Below are 22,229 nucleotides of genomic sequence, written 5' to 3'. Positions count from 1 at the left end.
AACGCGGCTTGTCACAGACGCCGGCTTGGGGAATGGCAAAAGGCATGGCCGTCCCATCTCCCTGCAATCAGATCTGCGTGATCGACCGCGACAGCGGTTATTGCCAGGGATGCCGGCGTACGCTCGATGAAATCGCGGCCTGGGGCGCGGCCGACGACCGCTGGAAGCATATCGTGCTCGAGCGGCTGAAAAGCCGGTCGATCAGGAAATCCTGAGCGCGGGCCTGCCATGCTCGATCGTCGCGGTGGCAAGGGTCGAGATCGCGCCGCCACGCGCGGTTATCTGGTCGACGCCCCGGAAGCTCGCCTGCCAGCGCGTAGGCGTGACGTCACACAGCACATAGCCGCGCCGGTCGCTCGAATATCGCAAGAAGGGGTTGGCGGCCTTGATATATCGGGCAGCCTCGGGCTTGATCCACTGATTGCCGCCGGAACTGATCGACGTCGTCACCAGCTCGACCGCAACCGCCTTGCCCCGGCCGGCGTCGCGCCGTAATTCGCCTGCGAAATTCTGATGCTCGTCGCCGGTCATCACCACGATATTGCCAAGGCCGTCGAGGCTCCCGAGCAGCCGCTCGCGCGCGGCATCATAGCCGCCCCAGCTGTCCATATTGCGCAGTTCCGCCGGGCCCGCTCCGGTGCGCCGGTCGAGCGGCATCATCATGACCTGCTGGGCGATCAGGTTCCAGTGGCTGTCTTTCGCGGAAAGACCTTCGCGCAACCAGGCTTCCTGCGCATCGCCCAGCACCGTCGGGCGCGGATCCGCGACGCCGGCACAGATCGGCTCGAACGATCCGGTACAGGGCTGGGCGCTGCGATATTGGCGGGTATCGAGGAAATGCGCCTTGAGCAGGTCGCCGAACTGCGCCCGGCGATAAAGCTGCATCGATCCGCCGGTCGGCATCGAGCTGCGGCGCAGCGGCATATGCTCATAATAGGCCTGCATCGCCGCCGCGCGGCGGATCGCGGCAAGTTCGGGGCGGCTCTGATAGGGACTGGTCGTTGCCGTCCAGTTATCGACCACCTCATGATCGTCGAAGGTCGTGAACCATGGCGCCGCGAGATGCGCGCTCTGGAGGTCGGGATCCATCTTATACTGCGCATAGCGCCGCCGGTAATCGCCGATTGTATAGCAATCAGTGCCGACATGATCGCGGACATGGACGCGCGGCGATCCGTCGCGCCCGTAATTCACCTGCCGCGCGCGGTCCTCATAGATATAGTCGCCATAATGCCAGACGAAGGCGACATCCTCGCGGGAAAGATGGTCGAACGCGGTAAAATAGCCGTCCTCATAATGCTGGCATCCCGCGACCCCGAAGCGGATATGGGCGAGTGGCTTGCCGGGTAGCGGCATGGTGCGGGTGCGACCCAGTACCGTCTTCTCGCGTCCTACCATGAAGCGGTACCAATAGGGCCGGTCTGGTTGCAGTCCGGAGATCTCGACATGGATCGAATGGCCCAGCTCGGGCCAGGCCCGCTCGACCCCCTTCTGAGCCACCCGGCGCATGGCTTCATCCTCATAGACCACCCAGTCGACATCGACCGGCGCGGTCGGCATGCCGCCATGTTCGTCGAACGGATCGGGGCACAGCCGCGTCCAGATCACGAAGCCGTCATGGCTGGGATCGCCGGAGGCGATGCCGAGGCGGAAGGGAAAGGCGGTGAAAAGCTGCTGCGCGCGGAGGATGGCGGGGGCGCCGATCAGGCCGGCGCCGGCGCCGATGAGAAGGTCGCGGCGGGAAATCATCGTCATCGACTGCGCCTCCAGCATTGCAGCCTTATGACGCGGTGAATTCACCGACTCCAGCGGCTTTTACAGCGTCCAGCCCGCTTCTATCAGGAAGGTGCGCTGCGATGTCGGATTGAAGACCCAGGCTTTGTCGTTGGTCAGGTTGTTGACGCCAGCGGCAACGCGAAGCTGCTCGCTTATCCGATGGCTGAGCCTGGCGTCGATCTGCAGCAGTTCGGACGTATAGCCATAGGTATCGCCGCGCTGGAGCCCGTCGATGTCGCTGTTCGGCCGCGATGCGTAGCGTGCGCCAAGGGCGATATCGGTGGCTTGGTCGATCCGGTAGCGCAGATTGGCGTTGAGCCGCCATTTCGGGATGCGCGCGAACTGCACGCCCTCTGACGCCGGGTCGGCGCGGTTCCTGACGGTGATGGCGTCGATCCGCGCGGCATTCGCATCCAGATCGAGGCCTTCGAACGGCCAGTTGCGGGTCTCGGCGATGATCTCGACGCCATATTGGCGGGTTATATCGATATTACGGAAGGTCAGGCTTGCGACCCCAGCTGCGTTGAAGCCGAGATAGCTGAAGATGCTGTCGCGCACCCGCTGATAGAATAGGCTGCCGGTAAGCCTGACGGGACCGAGATCATGGCGAAGCAGCAGATTGGCGTCCCGGCTGCGTTCCGGTTTCAGAGTCGGATCGAAGCTGGTCGTGTTGAACGACCCGTCGCCATTGAGCGATCCCTGGAACAGTTCCCCGACGGTCGGAAAGCGCGTCGCGGTGGCGAGGCTCAGTTCGGCGGCCCAGCGGAGCGCGAAAGCCCAGCGCGCGGAAAGTTTAGGGTCGACCCGATGGTCGCGGCGCGGCGCGTAGCGCGTGACAGCCGCACCGATGACGCGGCGGCCGTCATAGGATCGCCAGAAGTCGGCGCGAAGGCCCGGCGTAACGGTCAGGCCATCGGCGAGGCTGATCTCGTCTTCGGCGAAGATTCCGATCAGCCGGCTATTGCCGCCCGTCCGGCTGATGAAGTTGCGGCCTGCGGCCTCGCGCCAGCGCGTCGTGCCGAAGCCCAGCTGGCTGGTGCGGTAGCGGTTCGCGTTGAGCCCGACCGCGATCGCGTGCGCGCCGATCGTTCGCGCCGCGGTCAGATCAAGCGTGTACCAGTCGGTCGGGCCCTGTTCGATCAGGATTCCCGGCCCGCCCCTCAGCCCCGACAGATAGCCGTTCGAGCGGCGTGTCGTCTGGCGATCGAACTGGAGGGTCGACAGGTTGGCGCTGATGTCGAAGCCGAGCAACGGCGCGGCGATCTTCAGACCCGCCAGCCACTCGTCCTTGTCGGCGATGCCCTGGTTGAAACTGAGAAAGGGATTGAGCGTGTAGGCCGCGCCGTTGAGCAACACCCGGCCGCCGTTCGCCTGCGATCCGTAAAAGGGCTGTCCATTCGCGCCGCGCAGATAGGTTCTGGGATCGAGCTGGCTGTCGCTATTCCACCAATAGGTGAACAGCGCTTCGACACGAATGTCGCCACTGTCGAAGCGGAGTTGCGCGCGCGCCTGATCCTGCTTCGTATGTGCGGTGGCATAGTCGCCGGCTATCGGCGTCTTGATCAGCAAGTCGGGATCGACCACGCCCCCACTGATCGGCGTCGCGGGCGCACCGGGCGTCGCCGGCGTGAGCTGATAGAAAAGCAATGGTTGGGTGTTGTTCCGCAGCCGCCGGCCCGAGATACGGAGCGAGAAGGGGCCGTCCTTCTGCCGGAAGCCGACACCGCCCTCAATCGCTCCGCCCCACAGGCTCTCTTGCGAGCCATATTGGCGATAGGGCTGGATGAAGCCCTGTACGGTGCCGAACGCTTCGGTCCGTTCGGGCGCGCGGGTGGTGATGTTGACGATCCCGCCCATCGAATTGCCGGTATAGCGTGCTGAATAGGGACCGTAGACGATATCGAACTGGCTGACTTCACCGGGGCTTATGATTCCCCAGGCAGGCGGGAAGGCGAAGCTGTTGCCGAGGAAGTTCGAAATCACGAACCCATCGACCATCACCAGTGCGCGAGCACTTTGCGTCGTATGTGTGCCCCGGAAGCCGACGACGGCGGCATTGTCGCCTATGAAGCGGCTGCGCACGAAGAAGTCGGGCGCATATTTGATAAGGTCCTCGACATTCGCTGCATTTACCCCGGCGAACTCCTTCTTGCCCAGGCTGACCGACAGGCCGCGGGGTTCGATGCTGATCGGACGATCGCGCTGACCGACGACGAGGATCGCGTCGACATCGTCCGCGGCCAGGACCGGCACATCGGCAAAGGCGATGATTGACAATGATGTCAGCAGGTAACGCCAACTAATTCCGCGTGGCTTGGCATAGCGGAAGAAGATGTCATGGCCCCTCATGCGCGACGGTCGTTAGACGACATCGAACGCCCGTTCCAGAAAAAGCTACATCGTCACGGGGCCATATCTATCTATTTTGGTATTCATAGGCTGACACGCGCGGTTACGCGGATATCGCGGCCTGCCAGCGGCGCGAAATCTTTCAGATAGCTCGCGTGACGGCGCGCATTCACGTCGAATATATTATTGGCCGAAAGGACGATGGTCGTTCCCGGCTGTGCCGCCAGTGGACGGAAATTCAGCGATGCGTTGACCATCGTGAACCCGCGCGTGCCGGTCTCGAAGGCGGAGAGACGACGCGCTTTGTCGGTCCATTCGACCTCGACCCGGCCATCGATCCGATCGCTTGCGGCGCTCAGCCCGCCCAACAAGCGCAGGGGCGGAATGCGCGGCGCGGGACCTACGCCGACGATTTCGGCATGGACATAGTCGGCCAGCGCGTCCGCCTTGACCGCAAAAGCGCCGACAGTCGCCAGATCGAGCGTTCCCTCGATCTCCGCACCATAATAGCGCGCCTTCGCCTGAAAGTTGCGGAAGACTGGCAGGCCGTCTTCGAGCGTCCCGTCCGGACTGTCATAGATGAAGTTGTCGAACCAGCTATGGTAGACCGAGGCGTCGATGGTGAAGCCAGCTCCCTTGCCATGGACGACCGCTTCGACGCCCCAGCTCTTTTCCTTGCGAAAATCGGGATCGCCGATTTCGAAGGCTTCGGTGCCGGCATGGGGGCCGTTGGCGAACAGTTCTTCGGCCGATGGCGCGCGTTCGGTGCGCAGCAGGTTCGCACCGACCCGCCAGTTGGCGTTCAGTCCATAGGATGCACCCAGCGACGCCGATACCGCATCGAAATTCCGGTTCCCGCTGAAGAATTGCGGCTGATCCTCGAACGGAGTCGATGACAGCCATGTCTTTTCATAGCGGACGCCGCCCTCGACCTTCACCTGTCCATAGTCGAGTTGCTGAAGCGTGAAGACGCCGATCTGTTGCGTGGCGTTGCGCGGCAGGAAGGCTTCCTCACCCGCGACGTCGAAATCGCGCGACAGGAACTGCATGCCGGTCGCCCCATGCCAAGCGCCGCGGCCGGCCTGGACGAGCTCTATTCGGCCTTCATAGCCATGATTGTCGAAGCGGGTGCCGATGGCGCCATCCGGCTCGAGTTCGAAATGCCGATATTGGGCGTAAGCGAGCCGAGCCCGGATCTTCTCGATCACCGCGCCGCCCGTCGCGATCTCCGCCCGCGCGTCGAGCCGGTTCTGGACTATGTCGATGCGCGGGGCTTCCTGCTCCTGGCCAGGCAGGGTCGCGAGCCGGATAGGCACGCCATACAGGCTGTCATAGCGGCTGTAGGACAGGCCATAATGGCTGTCGCCGTTAATATAGGACAGACCGGCGCCCGCGACCCAGGTCTTGGCTGCGCTGTTGGGCAGCTTGCCGCGGATCGCCGCATTGGCCGCGAAATCGATGGGCTCATCGGCATCCGGATCGGACGGAAGCAGCGCCGAGGCAAGCGCATCGGCGCGGCCCTGCCGGGTCAGCGCATGCCCGCCAATCCGCAGATCGTCGGTCTTCAGATAGCTGCCGTCAAGATGCGCTACGAAGCCGCCCCCGATCGGCGCGTCGATCGATACGCCCGCCGAACGCTCGCTGGCGGCGCTGCCGTAGCTGGCGATGGCGGCGACATGGATCGGTTCGTCGGGAATGGCGCGCGGTATGCGCTTGTCGATCACATTGACGACCCCACCGATCGCTGCGGAGCCATAGAGCAGCGCGACCGGGCCGCGTAGCACCTCGACCCGTTCGGCGAGCAGCGGATTGACGACCACGGCATGATCTACGCTGGTATTCGACACGTCGACCGAGCCGATACCATCGGTCAGGACGCGAACGCGCTCGCCTTGCAGGCCGCGCAGGATCGGCCGTGACGCGTTCGGCCCGAAGGAGGTAGCCGATACGCCGGGCGTGTGTCCGAGCGTCTCGCCGATCGTCGGGCGCAGCGCTGTGGTCAGCTGGGCGCCAGTCAGTACTGACGCGCCCGACAATAGATCCATCCGATCGCGATGGATTGGAGCGGTGACGATGATCTCGGACGAACCGGGCTTGTGATAATCGGGCTCGGCTTCACTGGCGAAAGCGGGGAGGGTGGTGGAAAGGCCGAGGACCGCCACCGAGAATTTCAGCGCCGTGGTACGTGTCATGCTATATCATTCCCTTTATCTTGGCGCCTCGATAAAAGGGATGATATACTATATCAAGAACTTTATACGCCGCGGGGCGGAAATGTGCGGCTATTTCCCCATCGGCAGATAACGCCGGCGCATCGGCTTTCCGCCGTCCCTGAGCGATATTTCCGCCATCCGTCATGCAGAATGGCAGGTGATGCCGATCAGCGCAAAAAGGCCCAGCTTCGGCCGGGGAGCCGCGCCTTCTTACGGTTGAGGGTAATCCCCGGCGCCGAGATCGGATCGACGATCGCACTGGTAAAGGCGGCGGGCAGGGTCCAGTCCAACGGCTCGCGTGACAGATTGTACAGGCACAGGGTGGTCTCGCCGCGATGGCTGCGCGTGAACGCCAATATGTCTTCGCTGGCCTCGACGAAATCGATGTCGCCGCACCGGATCGACAGGCAATTACGGCGAAAGGCCAGCGCCTCGCGATAGAAGGCGAGTACCGTGCGCTTGTTGCCTTCCTGCACATCGACCGCGCGCGTCCGGTGCTGAGCGGGGACGGGGAGCCAGGGTTTGCCGGTCGAAAAGCCCGCTTCGCTGTCCTTTGCCGTCCACGGCATCGGCGTCCGGCAGCCGTCACGGCCCTTGAACGCAGGCCAGAAGCGGATGCCATAGGGATCGCGCAAATCCTCGAACGCTATCTCGGCCTCTGGCAGCGCCAGTTCCTCGCCCTGATAGAGGCAGATCGTGCCGCGCAGCGCTATGAGGATGGCGAGCGATAGCCGGGCGATCCGGTCGGGGTCGTCACCCGGCCGGGTGAAGCGGCTGACATGGCGGATGACATCATGGTTGGAGAACGCCCAGCAGACCCAGCCGTCCTGCGCCGCCTCTTCGAACTTGCTGACCGTCGCGCGGAAATAATCCCCCGAGAAATCGGGGCCGAACAGGTCGAACGTATAGCAGAAATGGAGCGTGTCCCCGCCCGAGGTATAGAGCCCCACCGTCGCGGGCGACCGATCGCCATCGCCCACCTCCCCAACCGCGATCGTGCCTGGATATTCGTTGAGCAGCGCGCGAACCCGTCTCAGGAAGGCCAGGTTTTCGGGCTGGGTCTTGTCGTACAGATGCTCCTGAAAGCCATAGGGGTTGGTGTCCGGCACATCATGCGCCGACGCGCGCTTCGTCGGCGGATTGTCGCGGAGCTGGGCGTCGTGAAGATAATGATTACAGGCATCGAGGCGGAAGCCGTCGACCCCTCGATCGAGCCAGAAGCGCATCGCCTCGATCAGCGCGTCGCGCGCTTCGGGCGAATGGAAGTTGATGTCGGGCTGCGACGCCAGGAAGCTGTGCATATAATATTGCATCCGCGTCCCGTCCCATTCCCAGGCGGGCCCGCCGAAGATCGACAGCCAGTTGTTCGGCGCGGTGCCATCGGGCTTCGCATCGGCCCAGACATACCAGTCGGCCTTGGCATTGGCGCGGCTCGCCCGGCTCTCCCTGAACCAGGCATGCTGATCGGATGTGTGGCTCAGCACCTGATCGATGATGATGCGCAGGCCTAATTCATGCGCGCGGGCAAGCATCGCGTCGAAATCGGCGAGCGTGCCGAACATCGGGTCGACGTCGCGATAGTCCGAAACGTCATAGCCCATGTCGGCCATCGGCGACTTGAAGAAGGGCGATACCCAGATCGCGTCGACGCCCAGCGAAGCGATATGATCGAGCCGCGCGGTAATCCCTTTGAGATCGCCGATCCCGTCGCCATTGCTGTCCTGGAACGAGCGTGGATAGACCTGATAGATCACCGCGCCGCGCCACCAGTCCCGCCCGTGGTCGTGATCGTTCGTCATGCCGATGCTTCCTCGATCAGATAGGCGACCGAGCGCGGCGGCAGCGTCAGCGCACCACCGTCTTCGTCCAGCCGTCGCCAATGATGACCTGGCTTCGGCGGCAGACCGACCGACAGCGCCTCGTCGGTGCGGTTGAAGGCGACCGCGATGCGCCGGGGCTGTTCGGGCAGATGGAGCAGCATAACGATGCTTGCCGTCTTGGGGTCGTGCCAGTCTTCATCCTCGAACGGGCGGCCGTCGAAGGACGTCCACTCGACATCGGCGCCGCCCAGCAGCACGGGATCGGCGATCTCGGGATGCGCGGCGCGAATGGCGGCGAGGCGGGCGACGAAATCCTCCAGCGCCCTGTCGCGGCCAGCCCAATCGATCCAGCTGATCGCGTTGTCCTGTGCATAGGCATTGTTATTGCCCTGCTGGCTGCGGCCGAACTCGTCACCTGCGGTCAGCATGATCGTGCCGCGCGAAGCGAACAGGGTGGCGAGCAAAGCCTTGCGATCGGAATAGCGCGCTGCGGTGATCGCTGGATCGTCGCTCGCTCCCTCGATGCCGTTATTCCAGCTGAAATTATCATTGTGGCCATCGCGGTTCGCTTCGCCATTGGCTTCATTATGCTTGGCCGCATATTGGGTCAGGTCGGCGAGGGTGAAACCGTCATGCGCGGTAATGAAGTTGACGCTGCGGCTGTGCGTCCGACCATGACCGCCGAAAATGTCCGACGAGCCGGCAAGCCGGGTCGCGAGATCGCCGATGCTGTGCGGATCGCCGCGCCAGAAGCGGCGGACGTCGTCGCGGTACCGGTCGTTCCACTCGAGGAAAGGCTCGCGTAAATTGCCGAGTTGATAGCCCCCCGGACCGATGTCCCAGGGTTCGGCGATCAGGATGCGGTCGTTCAATAGCGGGTCGCGCCGCAGTTCGCGAAAGAAGGCTGCGTCAGGCTCGAACCCGTCGCGCGAACGGCCGAGGATCGGCGCGAGGTCGAAGCGAAAGCCGTCGATCCCCGCATGGCAGACGAAGTGCCGCATCGCGTCGAGGATCAGCCGGCGGGTGGCCGGATGATCGCAGTTGAGCGTATTGCCACAGCCGCTGTCATTGGCGAGCGTGCCGGGCTCGTCGCGGACCGTGCTGAAATAGGCGTGGTTATCGATACCGCGCAGGGAGAGCGTCGGACCCTGCGCATCGCTCTCGCCGCTATGATTGAAGACGACGTCGAGCAGCACCGAAATGCCTTCGCCGTGCAGCGTTTCGACCGTGCGCCGCAACTCCGCGAGGCCGCCGGGAGCCAGCCTCGGATCCAGCGCCATGAAGCCCACCGGATTATAGCCCCAGCTGTTCGACAGGCCGAGCGGACCGAGATGGCGCTCATCGATCCAGGCGGTGATCGGCATCAGTTCGATCGCGGTAACGCCGATCTTCCTGAGATGCGCGATGATCGCCGGATGGCACAATGCTGCGATCGTGCCGCGCTGCTTTTGCGGAATCTCCGGGTGGAGCATGGTGAAGCCACGGACGTTGACCTCATAGATCAGGCCGCCCGGTATAAAGCTTGGCGGGCGGTGCGGAACGGGGGCGGGCAGGGCGGAAACGACCGCCTTGGGCATCAGCGGCGCGGTATCGATCGCCTCGTCGCGGCGCGCGCCCAGCCGGGCGTCATAGGCATAGGGCCGATCGATCGTGACGGCATGGGGATCGGCGAGGAGCTTCGCGGGATCGAACCAATCCCCCTGCGAAGGCTCATAGGGGCCATCGGTACGGAAACCATAGCGCGTGCCTTCGCCAAGACCCGGAACGACGGCCTGGAAGATATCGGCAGGACCGCGCTCCAGCGCGACGCGATCGATTTCGGCGTCGTCAGCGTCGAAGATCGAGACCCACGCTGCGGTGGCGGTTTCGGACCAGAGCGCGAAATGGACGCCGTCGGAGGTGATCGTGGCGCCGAAACGTTCAGGAGGCACGCCCGTCATCTTCAGTTTTTTCCGTCATGCCAGCGAAGGCTGGCATCCATGTCTCTCGCCTTGTCAGATGCCGTAGCGGGTCGTGAGCGACATGGGGCCCAGCCCTCGCTGGGGCGACGGGTTTGAACTCGCTTCACGTCACCACATCCGGTGCTGTCCGCCCCGTATGCCGCTCGATCCCCGACAATTCTTCCGCTGCGACGATCAAGTCGGCGATGGCATCCCCGGTCTCGCGCGCGAGATCGCCGCCTACCGCTTCATAGCGCTCGATATAGACGCGGATCGTCGCGCCCGTGGTGCCGGTGCCCGACAGGCGGAAGACGATGCGCGATCCGCCCTCGAACAATATGCGGATGCCCTGCCTGGCGCTCTGCGATCCGTCGACCGGATCGAGATAGGCGAAATCATCGGAAGCCTGGATACGCAACGCCCCGATCGACGTTCCAGGCAAGGCCGGCAAGCGGCCGCGCAGCTCGGCGATCAGCGCGTCGGCGGCGGAGCTGTCGACGCCTTCATAATCGTGGCGCGCGTAATAGTTACGGCCGAAGCGCGCCCAGTGATCCTCGGCGATCGCGCGGACGCTCTCCTGCCTGACGGCGAGGATGTTGAGCCAGAGCAGCACCGCCCACAGGCCGTCCTTCTCGCGGACATGGTCCGATCCGGTGCCGGCGCTCTCCTCGCCGCAGATCGTCGCCTTGCCGGCATCGAGCAGGTTGCCGAAGAACTTCCATCCCGTCGGCGTCTCGAACAGCGGCAGGCCCAGCTGTTCGGCGACCCGGTCGGCGGCGCCGCTGGTCGGCATCGATCGCGCGATCCCGGCCAGGCCGCGCGCATAGCCCGGCGCGAGATGCGCATTGGCGGCCAGCATCGCCAGAGAATCCGACGGGGTGATGAAGATGCCCTTGCCGATGATCAGGTTACGGTCGCCGTCGCCATCCGATGCCGCGCCGAAATCGGGCGCGTCGGGGCCCATCATCTCGTCATAGAGGTCCTTGGCATGGACGAGATTGGGGTCTGGGTGATGCCCGCCGAAATCGGGCAGGGGGATGCCGTTGCGCACCGTCCCCCTTGCCGCGCCGAGGCGGCCTTCGAGTATCTCGGTGGCATAGGGGCCGGTGACGGCGCTCATCGCGTCGAAGGCGATGCGGAAACCGCCATCGATCAGCTTGCGGATGGCAGAGAAATCGAACAGTTTCTCCATCAACGCGGCATAATCGGCGACCGGATCGATAATCCGCACCGTCGCGTCGCCAACCCGCGTGTCGCCTTCCCGGTCGAGATCGACATCCGGCGTGTCGAGCGTCAGGTAGCGGCCGATCGTCCGGCTGCGCGCATAGATCGCGTCGGTCACCTTCTCCGGGGCGGGGCCGCCGTTGGAGATATTATACTTGATCCCGAAGTCCTCGTTCGGTCCGCCGGGATTGTGGCTGGCGGACAGGATGATCCCGCCGAAAGCGCCGTAATGGCGGATGATATGGCTCGCTGCCGGGGTGGAAAATATGCCGCCGCGTCCGACGATGATCGTCCCGAACCCGTTCGCCGCCGCCATGCGGATCGCGGTCTGGATCACCTCGCGATTGTAGAAGCGGCCGTCGCCGCCGATGACCAGCGCCGTGCCGGCGAACCCGTCGAGCGAGTCGAAGATCGACTGGATGAAATTCTCGGCATATCCGGCCTGCTGGAACACAGGCACTTTCTTGCGCAGCCCCGATGTTCCGGGCTTCTGGTCGTCATAGGCTTTCGTCGCGACCTCGCGGATGCTCATACGGCCGGGCTCCTGTCGATTAGCGAGCGGTACAGCGCGGCGTAGCGTGCGCTGCTCCGCTCCCATCCATAGTCGGCACGCATGCCCTGTTTGCGCATCGCGAGCCAGACTCCGGGCGCCCAGTATAGCGCGATTGCGCGGCTGATCGCCGCTTTCAGGGCTTCCCCGGAACCGGGTTCGTGGAGCAGCCCTGTGGCGCAACCCACGGCGAGTGCCGCTTCGTTGGCGTCGACGATGGTGTCGGCAAGGCCGCCGGTGCGCGCCGCGATCGGAATGGTGCCGTAGCGCTGGCCGTAAAGTTGGGTCAGTCCGCAAGGCTCGAAGCGCGACGGGATCAGGATCGCGTCGGCGCCGCCCTGGATCAGATGGGCAAGCGGTTCGTCATAAGCGGTCACGATGCCGATCATTCCGCGATGCCTGGCCGCCGCGGCGAGCAGCGCGCCTTCGAACGCGCTGTCGCCCGAGCCGAGCACCACCAGCCGTCCGCCATGGGCGACCAGATGTTCGACCGCATCGACGATCAGGTCGATCCCCTTCTGCCAGGTCAGCCGGCTGATCACCGCGAAGATCGGCCCCTTGCCGCGTTTCAGGCCAAAACGTTTTTCCAGCGCGCGCCGATTGCCACCGCGCGTACCGAGCGAGCGCATCGAGAAACCCGATGCGAGGTTGGGATCGGTCGCCGGATCCCATTCTGTGGTGTCGATCCCGTTGACGATACCCTGCACGGCATCGCCGCGCCCGCGCAGCAGCCCGTCCAGCCCCATGCCAAAGGCCGGCGTCCGGATCTCATCGGCATAGGTGGGGCTGACCGTGGTGATCGCATCGCCATATTGCAGCCCGGCCTTCAGGAAGCCCACGCCACCATAATATTCCACACCCTCCAGCGAATAGGCAGACGGGGGAAGGCCCAGGTCGGGGAATATCCGTGTGTCGAACCGTCCCTGAAAGGCGAGGTTATGGACGGTCAGGACGACTGGGGTCTCCGGCGCGCGACCGTGGCGGACATAGGCCGCGGTCATCGCCGCCTGCCAGTCATGCGCATGGACCAGATCGGCCTGCCACCCTTTCACCGCACCCGCCGCGACATCGGCGCCGACCGCCGACAGCGCTGCGAAGCGTCGCCAGTTGTCGGCCCAGTCATGTCCCGTCAGGTCCGAATAGGGGCCGCCTTCACGGCTGCCGAACAGGGCAGGCGAGTCGAGCAACAGCAGGTCGAGGCCGTTCACCGTCGCTGCCAACACCCTGGCAGGCCCGCCGAACAGCGCCTTGTAGCTGTGCACCGCCCTTGCCTTGCCTATCTTGCGCAGCACCTGCGGATAGGCCGGGAGCAGCGAGCGCACCTCGATATCATGCGGGGCGGGCGCGGGCGGCGGCGCGCCCGCCACATCGGCGAGGCCACCGGTCTTGACGAGGGGATGGAGTTCGGACGTGACCGACAGGACGCGCAGGGCCATTGTTCGTCAGGCCACCAGTCGATCGATCATGTCCTGCGTGATCAGGCAGACCCCCTTTTCCGAACGCCGGAACCGCTTCGCATCGGCGACGGGATCCTCCCCGACAATCAACCCTTTGGGAATCTGGACGCCCTGATCGATCACGACCTTGTGCAGCCGCGCCTCGCGGCCGATCTGGCAGCCGGGCATGATCACCGCCTCGGTAATCGACGAGAAGCTGTTCACGCGAACCCCGGTGAACAGCAGGCTGCGATGGAGCGACGCTCCCGAGACGATGCAGCCCCCGGCGATCAGCGACGAGGTGGCGGCGCCGCGGCGGCCTTCGTCATTATGGACGAACTTGGCGGGCGCCGTGACCTCGGCATAGCTCCAGATCGGCCAGTCGCGTTCGTAGAGATCGAGTTGCGGCACGACATCGGTCAGGTCGATATTCGCCTCCCAATAGGCGTCGATGGTGCCGACGTCGCGCCAATAGGCCTCGGGCTCGCTTTCGGCGCGGATACAGCTTTGCGAGAAGAGATGGGCGACCGCCTTGCCGTGCCGGACGATGTAGGGGATCAGGTCCTTGCCGAAATCGTGGCTCGATGCCGGATAGGAGGCGTCGCGCCGCAGCTCGCCGGCCAGGAATTTCGTGTTGAAGACATAGATGCCCATCGATGCGAGCGCGGTATCCGGCTTGCCGGGCATGGCGGGCGGATTGGCCGGCTTCTCGACGAATGCCTTGATCCGCGCCTTGGCGTCGATGTGCATCACGCCGAAGCCCGTTGCCTCCATGCGCGGCACCTCCAGGCAGCCGACGGTGACATCCGCCCCGGCCTCGACATGCTGGCGGAGCATCAGCTCATAATCCATCTTGTAGATGTGATCGCCCGCCAGGATGATCATATATTCCGGGCCGTAGGACTCGATGATGTCGAGATTCTGGAACACCGCGTCGGCGGTGCCCTCATACCATTGATGTTCCGAAACACGCTGGCTCGCGGGCAATATGTCGAAGCTCTCGTTGCGCTCCGGACGAAGGAAGTTCCAGCCGCGCTGAAGATGGCGGATCAGCGAATGCGCCTTGTACTGGGTCGCGACGCCCATGCGGCGGATGCCCGAATTGAGGGCGTTCGACAGCGCGAAATCGATAATCCGCGACTTTCCACCGAAATAGACCGCGGGTTTGGCGCGGCGGTCGGTGAGCTCGTAGAGCCGGCTGCCGCGCCCGCCCGCCAGCACATACGCCATTGCGTCGCGCGCCAGCGGCTGATTGCGCCGTTCCTGCATCGCCTTGCCTCCCGCCATCACCCAGCCTCGATCATCAGGGTCGAAAGTGGCGGCAATGTTATGCGCGCATAACCGTCGTCAGCCGCCGTGATAATCCCGCTATTACCCATATTGCTCCCGCCATAGATCGCGGCGTCGCTGTTGATTATCTCGCGCCACGTGCCGCCGCGCGACAGCCGTAGGGGATAATCATGGCGGGGCGCCGGGGGCATGTTCGATATGATCGCGATCGGTCGTTCGCCCGGGGCATGCCGTTCCCAGGCGAATACCGAATTGACCGCATCGTCGACCACAACCCAGCGGAATCCCTCAGCCTCGCAATCGCGGGCGTGGAGGGCGGGGCGGTCGCGGTAGATGTGGTTGAGGTCGCGGACGAGCCGGCGGACGCCCTCATGCGCAGGCGCGTCGAGCAGGTGCCAGTCGAGCGAGCGCTCTTCGCTCCATTCCGCGCGCTGGGCGAACTCCTGACCCATGAACAGCAGCTTCTTTCCTGGATATCCCCACATCAACGCATAATAAGCGCGCAGGTTCGCGAATTTCTGCCAGTCGTCGCCCGCCATCTTGTTGAGCAGCGACCCCTTGCCGTGAACGACCTCGTCATGGCTCAGCGGCAGGACGAAATTCTCGTCGAAGGCATAAAGCAGCCCGAAGGTGATGTCGTTGTGATGATAGCGGCGGTGGATCGGCTCGCGCGCCATGTAGCGCAGCGTGTCGTGCATGAAGCCCATATTCCATTTGAAGCCGAAACCGAGGCCGTCCTCGTGGACCGGGTGTGAAACCTTCGGCCAGCTCGTCGATTCCTCGGCGATCGTCATGACGCCGGGATGATGACCGTAGAGTTCCTTGTTCATCTTGCGCAGGAACTCGACCGCTTCCAGATTCTCCCGGCCGCCCTTTTCATTGGGCAGCCACTCGCCGTCCTTGCGCGAATAATCGAGGTAGAGCATCGATGCCACGGCATCGACGCGCAAGCCATCGAGATGATATTTTTCGGCCCAGAACAATGCGTTGTTGACGAGAAATGACATCACTTCTCGTCGTCCGAAATTGTAGATCGCGGTGTTCCAGTCGGGGTGGAAGCCCTTGCGCGGATCGGCATGCTCGTAGAGCGCGGTGCCGTCGAAGCGTGACAGACCATGATCGTCGGTCGGGAAATGCGCAGGCACCCAGTCGAGGATCACGCCGATCCCGGCCTTGTGCGCGCCTTCGACGAAACGGGCGAAAGCCTCGGGCTCCCCGAAGCGCGCGGTGGGCGCATAAAGCCCGGTGGTCTGGTAGCCCCAGCTCGGATCATAGGGGAACTCAGTGATCGGCAGGAACTCGATGTGGGTGAAGCCCATCTCGGCCGCATAGGGGATCAGCCGGTCGGCCATCGCGTCCCAGTGCAGGAACTCGCCATGTTCGTCGCGCTGCCAGGAGCCGGCATGAACTTCGTAGATCGAGATGGGCTGGCGGCGGATATCGGCCCCGGCCCAGAAGTCGCGATGCTTCCGATCGTGCCATTCATGCGTCATCGGCGCGGTCGTGATCGATGCGGTGGCGGGGCGCAGCTCCGAACGGAAGGCGAAGGGGTCCGCCTTGAGCGGGAGGATCTTGCCGTTCGCGCCGACGATCTCGAATTTATAGGGTTCGTCTTCGCCGATATCGGGGACAAATATCTCCCAGATGCCGGTGTCGCGGCGCAGCCGCATCATGTGACGGCGGCCGTCCCACTGGTTGAACAGGCCGACCACCGAGACGCGGCGCGCATTGGGTGCCCACACCGCGAAATGGACGCCATCGGCGCCCTCATGATGAATCTTGTGCGCGCCCATCTTGTCGAACAGGCGCAGATGCGATCCTTCGGCGATATAATAATCGTCCATCGGGCCCATTACCGGCCCGAAGCTGTAAGGATCGGCGATTGTCCACGCCGCCCCCGCGTTGGCCGCGAGGTAGCGCAGCGGCTGCTGCTTATCCAGATCGAGCATGCCCTCGAACAATCCGGCCTTGTCGACCATGTCGAGCATGCCTGCCGGCCGGCCTGCCAGGGTCAGCGCCTCGACTTTATCCGCACCGGGAATGAAGGCGCGGGCGAAGAAACCCTTGTCGGCCACATGGACGCCAAGCACTGCGAAGGGATCGCCGTGCTTGCCCTTAATCAGTGCGGATATCTCGGCTTTGTTCAGGTCGCTCACGATCGCGATGCTACGCTATACTTCGGCCGGCACAAAGCGGTGGATAAGAAGTGGATAAGAAGTGGATGAGATCAGAGAATACCCCAGATTTCAGAGGCATATTGCCGGATTGTGCGATCCGATGAGAACCAGCCCATCCCCGCAACGTTGCGGATAGCCTTCGCATTCCACTCGACTTTGCGGCCCCACAGCGCGTCAACGTCGCGCTGGGCGGCGGCATAGCTGTCGAAATCGGCGGCGACCATGAACCAGTCATGATCGTAAAGGCCGGCGATGAGAGCCTTGTAGCGATCGCGGTCGTCGGGTGAGAAGACGCCGCCCGATATCGCCTGCAGCGCCTGGCTCAACTCACGCGAGGCTTCGATGATCTGACGGGGGTTGTGCCCCTCGGCCCGCGCGCGCCCTACCTCGGCAGCTGTTAGGCCGAAGATGATGATATTCTCCGCGCCGACATGGTCGCGCATCTCGACATTCGCGCCATCGAGCGTGCCGATCGTCAACGCGCCGTTGAGCCCGAACTTCATGTTGCCGGTCCCCGACGCCTCCATACCGGCGGTCGAGATCTGCTCCGACAGGTCGGCAGCGGGCATCATGATCTCGGCCAGCGAGACATTATAGTTGGGAATGAAGGCGATCTTGAGCAGGCCCTGCACCGCCGGATCATGGTTGATCACCCGGGCGACGTCATTGGCGAGCTTAATGATCAGCTTGGCGTTGTGATAGCTCGGCGCCGCCTTGCCGCCGAACAGCTTGACCCGGGGCACCCAGTCGCGCTCGGGATGCGAACGGATCTGGTCGTACCGCGCGACGGCCTCGATGATATTGAGCAGCTGGCGCTTATACTCATGGATGCGCTTGATCTGGGTGTCGAACAATGCGGCGGGATCTATCTTCAGACCCATCCGCTCGCGGACGAGGTTCGACAGCACCGCTTTCTTGGCGAGCTTTACCGCCGCGAACTTTTCCTGGAACGCGCTGTCGTCGGCGAACTTCCCGAGCGCAGACAGCGCCTCGGTGTCATCGAGAAAGGCATCGCCGATAGCCTCCCGGATAAGCCCGGTCAGTTCGGGATTGCACTGCATCAGCCAACGGCGGGGGGTGATGCCGTTGGTCTTGTTGTTGATCCGGTCGGGATAGAGCCGATGGAAATCGGCAAAGACCGTTTCCTTCATCAGCTCGGTATGGAGCGCGGACACGCCGTTGACGCTGTGCGAGCCCGCGAAGGCGAGGTTTCCCATGCGAACCCGGCGATCGCCGCCTTCGTCGATCAGTGAGATCGCGCTGATCCCGGCATCGTCGAAGCCATGCTGCTTGCGGGCCTCGATAAGCAACTTGGCGTTGATCGCATATACGAGCTGCATATGGCGCGGGAGCAGCTGCTCGAACAGCGGCACAGGCCAGCTTTCGAGCGCTTCGGGTAACAGCGTGTGGTTGGTGTAGCCAAAGGTGGCGCGGGTGATGTCCCAGGCTTCGTTGAAGTCAATATTGTGAAGATCGATCAGGATCCGCATCAATTCGGCGACCGACACCGCTGGATGGGTGTCATTGAGCTGGATCGCCGCCTTGTCGGGCAGGGTGCGGATGTCGCCGAAATATTGGACGTGACGGCGGACGATGTCCTGGAGCGACGCCGAGGAGAAGAAATATTCCTGGCGCAGGCGAAGTTCCTGCCCGGCCTGATGCGAATCCGCCGGGTAGAGGACGCGGGTCAGTGACTCCGCCTTGTTGCTCTCCTTCAGCGCGCCGATGTGATCGCCGGCGTTGAATGCATCGAGCAGGATCGGGTCGATCGGCTGCGCCGTCCACAGCCGCAGCGTGTTGACCCGCTCGCCGCGCCAGCCGACCACGGGCGTGTCATAGGCGGTGGCGATGATGCGGTCGTGCGGCTTCCAAAGCCGGGCATGATCGCCGCTGCCATCGGCCGCCGCCAGCTCGACCACGCCGCCGAAACCGATCTCATAGCTGGCCTCGCGCCGCTCGAACTCCCAATTATTGCCGTGGGCGAGCCATGTCTCGGGCAGCTCGACCTGCCAGCCGTCCGAAATCTCCTGCCGGAACATGCCGTTCACATAGCGGATGCCGTAGCCATAGGCCGGGATATCGACCGAGGCCATCGACTCCATGAAACAGGCGGCGAGGCGGCCAAGTCCGCCATTGCCGAGCGCGGCATCGGGCTCCAGTTCCCGGATGATATCGATATCGACGCCGAGCGATGCGAGCGCGGCGCGCATCTCGTCCATCAGGCCAAGGTTCGATACCGCATCGCGCATCAGCCGGCCGATCAGGAATTCGAGGCTGAGATAATAGACCCGCTTCGCACCGGCCTTGTACGTTTCCTCGGTGCTGGTGATCCAGCTGTCGATGATGCGGTCGCGGATGACGAGGATCGACGCGGCCAGCCAGTCATGGGTCTTTGCCGCCGCCGCATTCTTGCCGATCCGGTAGGTCAGCCGCTCGACGATCTCGCCCGCCAGCGTTTCCGGACTCGAGGTACGCGGCGCGGGTTTGGGCAAGGACGCGGCCTGGCTGGTTTTCATGGACGGCGACTCCCCGGGCGGCATCAGAACAGGGACGAGTGTATCCCAACATCGGCGTGGCGCAACAGCGATGTTGCGGTGCGGCATAACAGCTTTCATTTGCCCTTTTTCGCTTGGACAGGCAGGCTGCTGACAAAGGTGAAACCATGACTTTACGCGCAGTGAATGATGTCGGATCGGCGGCCGATCCCGGTGCGAATATGGGCCTGCCGGGCTGGCTCTATCATGATCCGGAGGTCTATGCGCTTGAGCAGGAACGGATATTCCGGCGCAGTTGGCAGCTTGTCTGTCATCTGAGCGATATTCCCAAAGCGGGCGACTGGCAGTCGCTGGCAATCGGCAACGAGTCGATAATCGTCGTGCGCGGCGAAGATGGCGGCGTGCGCGCGCTGTCGAACGTCTGCCGTCACCGCGCGGCGCGCCTGGTGGACGGCGAGCAAGGCTGCGCGAAGAAGCTTATCTGTCCTTATCACGCATGGACCTATGAGTTGGACGGTGCGCTGAGCGGCGTCCCGGGAAAGCGCGACTATCCCGCGTTCGACATGAAGGATTACGGCCTCCACCGCTTCGCGACCGAGGTCTGGCGCGGCTTCATTTTCGTGCGGATCGAGGGCGATGGACCTTCGGTCGCCGAAATGATGGCTCCCTATGAGGAGGACGTCGCTCCCTATCGTTTCGAGGATATGCGCGCCCTTGGCCGGGTGGTGATGCGCCCGCGTACGGTGAACTGGAAGAATATCGCCGACAATTATTCCGACGGCCTGCACATTCCGGTCGCGCATCCCGGGCTCAAGCGGTTGTTCGGCCCGGGCTATGGCATCGAGGCGACCGAATGGGTCGACAAGATGTACGGGCCGTTGCTCGACGGCGTTCCGGGCAGTTCGTCGGAGGCGCTCTACCGCAAATATTTGCCCCGGGTGGATCATCTGCCGGCGGACAGGCAGCGGCTGTGGATCTATTTCAAGCTATGGCCGAACACCGCATTCGATATCTACCCCGACCAGATCGATTTCATGCAGTTCATCCCGGTGTCGCCCACCGAGACGATCATTCGCGAGATTGCCTATGTCCTGCCCGATGACCGGCGCGAGATGAGGGCGGCCCGCTATCTCAACTGGCGGATCAACCGGCTCGTCAACGCCGAGGACACCACGCTGGTCGCGCGCGTCCAGGACGGCATGGCGAGCGACAGCTATACACAGGGCCCGCTGGGCAACAGCGAGGTCTGCCTGAAAAGTTTCGCGCGCAAATTCCGGGTGCTGATCCCCGAGGCGCGTCAACCCAAGCGTCCGCCGATGGGCTGGAGCGCGCAGAGTGTGGCGGGGCGCATTTCGTGACCACGAAGCAGGATGTCGTCATTATCGGCGGCGGGCATAACGGGCTCGTCTGCGCTTTTTACCTCGCGGCGAAGGGCCTCGAGGTTCGGGTGATCGAGCGCCGTTCGGTGGTCGGCGGCGCGGCGATTACCGAGGAGTTTCATCCCGGTTTCCGCAATTCGGTGGCAAGCTACACGGTGAGCCTGCTCCAGCCGCGCGTTATCCGGGACATGCGGCTTTACGAACGTGGTCTGCGTATCGTCGAGCGGCCGATCTCCAACTTCCTCCCGCTGGAGGATGGCGGTTATCTCAAGCTCGGCGGCGGTCTGGAGCGGACCCAGGCCGAATTTCGGCGCTTCTCCACCGCCGATGCCGAGGCGCTGCCGGCCTATTATGATGCGCTGGAAGGCGTTGCCGACGTTCTGCGCGACCTCGCTCTCAAGATTCCGCCTAATGCCGGCGGAGGGCTGCTCGAACTGCTCAAGGCGGCGGGGCAGGGTCGCAAGATCGCGATGGCGGGGCTGCCTGCGCAGCGCGACATGCTCGACCTGTTCGTGAAGAGCGCGCGGACTTTCCTCGATGGCTGGTTCGAAAATGATGCGGTGAAGGCGGCCTTCGGTTTCGACGCGGTGGTCGGCAACTATGCCAGTCCCGATACGCCGGGATCCGCCTATGTCCTGCTCCACCACGTCTTTGGCGAGGTGAACGGCAAGAAGGGCGCGTGGGGCCATGCGATCGGCGGCATGGGAGCGATCACGCAGGCGATGCGCGCGGCGTGCGAAGATCACGGCGTGACATTCGAGACCGATACGTCGGTCGAAAAGCTGCTGGTCGACGGCGGCAAGGCGGTGGGCGTGCGGACCGAAAGTGGCGCCGAGCATATGGCGCCGGTGATCGCGTCGAATGTCGGGCCGGGGCTCCTCTATCGCAAGCTGATCGATCAGGCCGATCTCGACGCCGATTTCAAACATCGCATGAAGGGTTTCCGCGCGGGATCAGGCACCTTCCGGATGAATGTCGCGCTGTCGGCGCTGCCCAATTTCTCGGCGCTGCCGGGGGAGGGCGAGCATCACCGCAGCGGCATCATCATCGCGCCGACGCTCGACTATATGGACCGCGCCTTCACCGATGCGCGCACCTTCGGATGGTCGAAGGCGCCGATCGTCGAGATGCTGATCCCTTCGACCGTCGACGACAGCCTCGCCCCCAAGGGAAGCCATGTGGCCAGCCTGTTCTGCCAGCAATTCGCACCGGTACTTCCCGATGGCCGAAGCTGGGACGACGAGCGCGAGGCGGCAGCGGATCACATTATCGCGACGGTTGAGGCGCATGCCCCGGGCTTCGCGAAATCGGTGGTCGGGCGGCAGATCTTGTCTCCGCTCGATCTCGAACGCACCTTTGGGCTGGTCGGCGGCGACATCATGCACGGCCATATGGCGCTCGACCAACTATGGGGCGCGCGGCCCATTCTGGGTCACGGCGACTATCGCGGACCGATCAAGGGCCTCTACATGTGCGGCGCTGGTAGCCATCCAGGCGGCGGCGTGACCGGCGCGCCGGGGCATAACGCCGCGCAAGCCATCCTCGCCGACCGGGGGTTGGGGCGACTGTTCGGCTGACTC

Annotated in this window: 13 protein-coding genes; 3 read left to right on the top strand and 10 right to left on the bottom strand. The window is 63.8% G+C overall.

What is annotated here, in order from left to right:
- The first annotated feature begins 32 nt into the window (after window positions 1–32).
- Entirely contained in the window at window positions 33–215 is a 183-nt protein-coding gene (locus WP12_RS23955) for a DUF1289 domain-containing protein (RefSeq protein ID WP_327196193.1), read from the top strand.
- On the opposite strand, the gene WP12_RS06215 is transcribed toward WP12_RS23955, so the two are convergent.
- From WP12_RS06215 to WP12_RS06170, 10 genes are all read right to left on the bottom strand, one after another.
- Window positions 202–1,755 carry an alkaline phosphatase D family protein gene (locus WP12_RS06215; RefSeq protein ID WP_327196192.1) on the bottom strand — a complete coding sequence of 518 codons (1,554 nt, stop codon included), beginning with the start codon at window positions 1,753–1,755 and terminating at the stop codon, window positions 202–204. The two genes, WP12_RS23955 and WP12_RS06215, sit on opposite strands and share 14 nt — an antisense overlap.
- A gap of 60 nt (window positions 1,756–1,815) precedes the next feature.
- Window positions 1,816–4,125, bottom strand: coding sequence for a TonB-dependent receptor (locus WP12_RS06210; RefSeq protein WP_084690997.1), 2,310 nt, complete (start codon window positions 4,123–4,125; stop codon window positions 1,816–1,818).
- 83 nt (window positions 4,126–4,208) lie between these two features.
- On the bottom strand, window positions 4,209–6,317 hold the full coding sequence (locus tag WP12_RS06205; protein WP_046192897.1) for a TonB-dependent receptor: 2,109 nt from the start codon (window positions 6,315–6,317) through the stop codon (window positions 4,209–4,211).
- A gap of 188 nt (window positions 6,318–6,505) precedes the next feature.
- Window positions 6,506–8,137, bottom strand: a complete 1,632-nt coding sequence (gene bglA, locus WP12_RS06200; protein WP_046192896.1) for a beta-galactosidase BglA — start codon at window positions 8,135–8,137, stop codon at window positions 6,506–6,508.
- The gene (gene glgX / locus WP12_RS06195) at window positions 8,134–10,089 is read right to left on the bottom strand and encodes a glycogen debranching protein GlgX (protein WP_235398996.1); all 1,956 of its coding nucleotides are present in this window, start codon (window positions 10,087–10,089) and stop codon (window positions 8,134–8,136) included. Before glgX ends, bglA begins: the two co-directional genes overlap by 4 nt.
- A gap of 133 nt (window positions 10,090–10,222) precedes the next feature.
- Window positions 10,223–11,854: an alpha-D-glucose phosphate-specific phosphoglucomutase gene (locus tag WP12_RS06190; protein WP_046192894.1), complete on the bottom strand. Its 1,632-nt coding sequence runs from the start codon at window positions 11,852–11,854 to the stop codon at window positions 10,223–10,225.
- Window positions 11,851–13,308: a glycogen synthase GlgA gene (glgA, locus tag WP12_RS06185; protein WP_046192893.1), complete on the bottom strand. Its 1,458-nt coding sequence runs from the start codon at window positions 13,306–13,308 to the stop codon at window positions 11,851–11,853. Before glgA ends, WP12_RS06190 begins: the two co-directional genes overlap by 4 nt.
- A gap of 6 nt (window positions 13,309–13,314) precedes the next feature.
- Window positions 13,315–14,595: a glucose-1-phosphate adenylyltransferase gene (gene glgC, locus WP12_RS06180; protein WP_268794726.1), complete on the bottom strand. Its 1,281-nt coding sequence runs from the start codon at window positions 14,593–14,595 to the stop codon at window positions 13,315–13,317.
- Window positions 14,595–16,745 (bottom strand): 1,4-alpha-glucan branching protein GlgB, encoded by a 2,151-nt coding sequence (gene glgB, locus WP12_RS06175; protein WP_046192914.1) that lies wholly within the window; start codon window positions 16,743–16,745, stop codon window positions 14,595–14,597. The genes glgC and glgB overlap by 1 nt, the downstream gene beginning before the upstream one ends.
- 80 nt (window positions 16,746–16,825) lie before the next feature.
- Window positions 16,826–19,291 carry a glycogen/starch/alpha-glucan phosphorylase gene (locus tag WP12_RS06170; protein ID WP_046192892.1) on the bottom strand — a complete coding sequence of 822 codons (2,466 nt, stop codon included), beginning with the start codon at window positions 19,289–19,291 and terminating at the stop codon, window positions 16,826–16,828.
- Window positions 19,292–19,437: 146 nt separating this feature from the next.
- On the opposite strand from WP12_RS06170, the gene WP12_RS06165 reads away from it, so the two are divergent.
- Together WP12_RS06165 and WP12_RS06160 are read left to right on the top strand one after the other, a co-directional pair.
- A complete protein-coding gene (locus tag WP12_RS06165) occupies window positions 19,438–20,628 on the top strand; it encodes an aromatic ring-hydroxylating oxygenase subunit alpha (protein WP_046192891.1) in 1,191 nt (396 codons plus the stop codon).
- Entirely contained in the window at window positions 20,592–22,226 is a 1,635-nt protein-coding gene (locus tag WP12_RS06160) for a phytoene desaturase family protein (protein WP_152663913.1), read from the top strand. The genes WP12_RS06165 and WP12_RS06160 overlap by 37 nt, the downstream gene beginning before the upstream one ends.
- The last annotated feature ends 3 nt before the right edge of the window (window positions 22,227–22,229 follow it).

This window comes from Sphingomonas sp. SRS2, assembly GCF_000971055.1.
In the GTDB taxonomy this organism is placed as follows: domain Bacteria; phylum Pseudomonadota; class Alphaproteobacteria; order Sphingomonadales; family Sphingomonadaceae; genus Rhizorhabdus.
The sequence above is the reverse complement of the archived record's forward strand: the minus strand, read 5'-3'. Positions and strand labels throughout refer to the sequence as shown.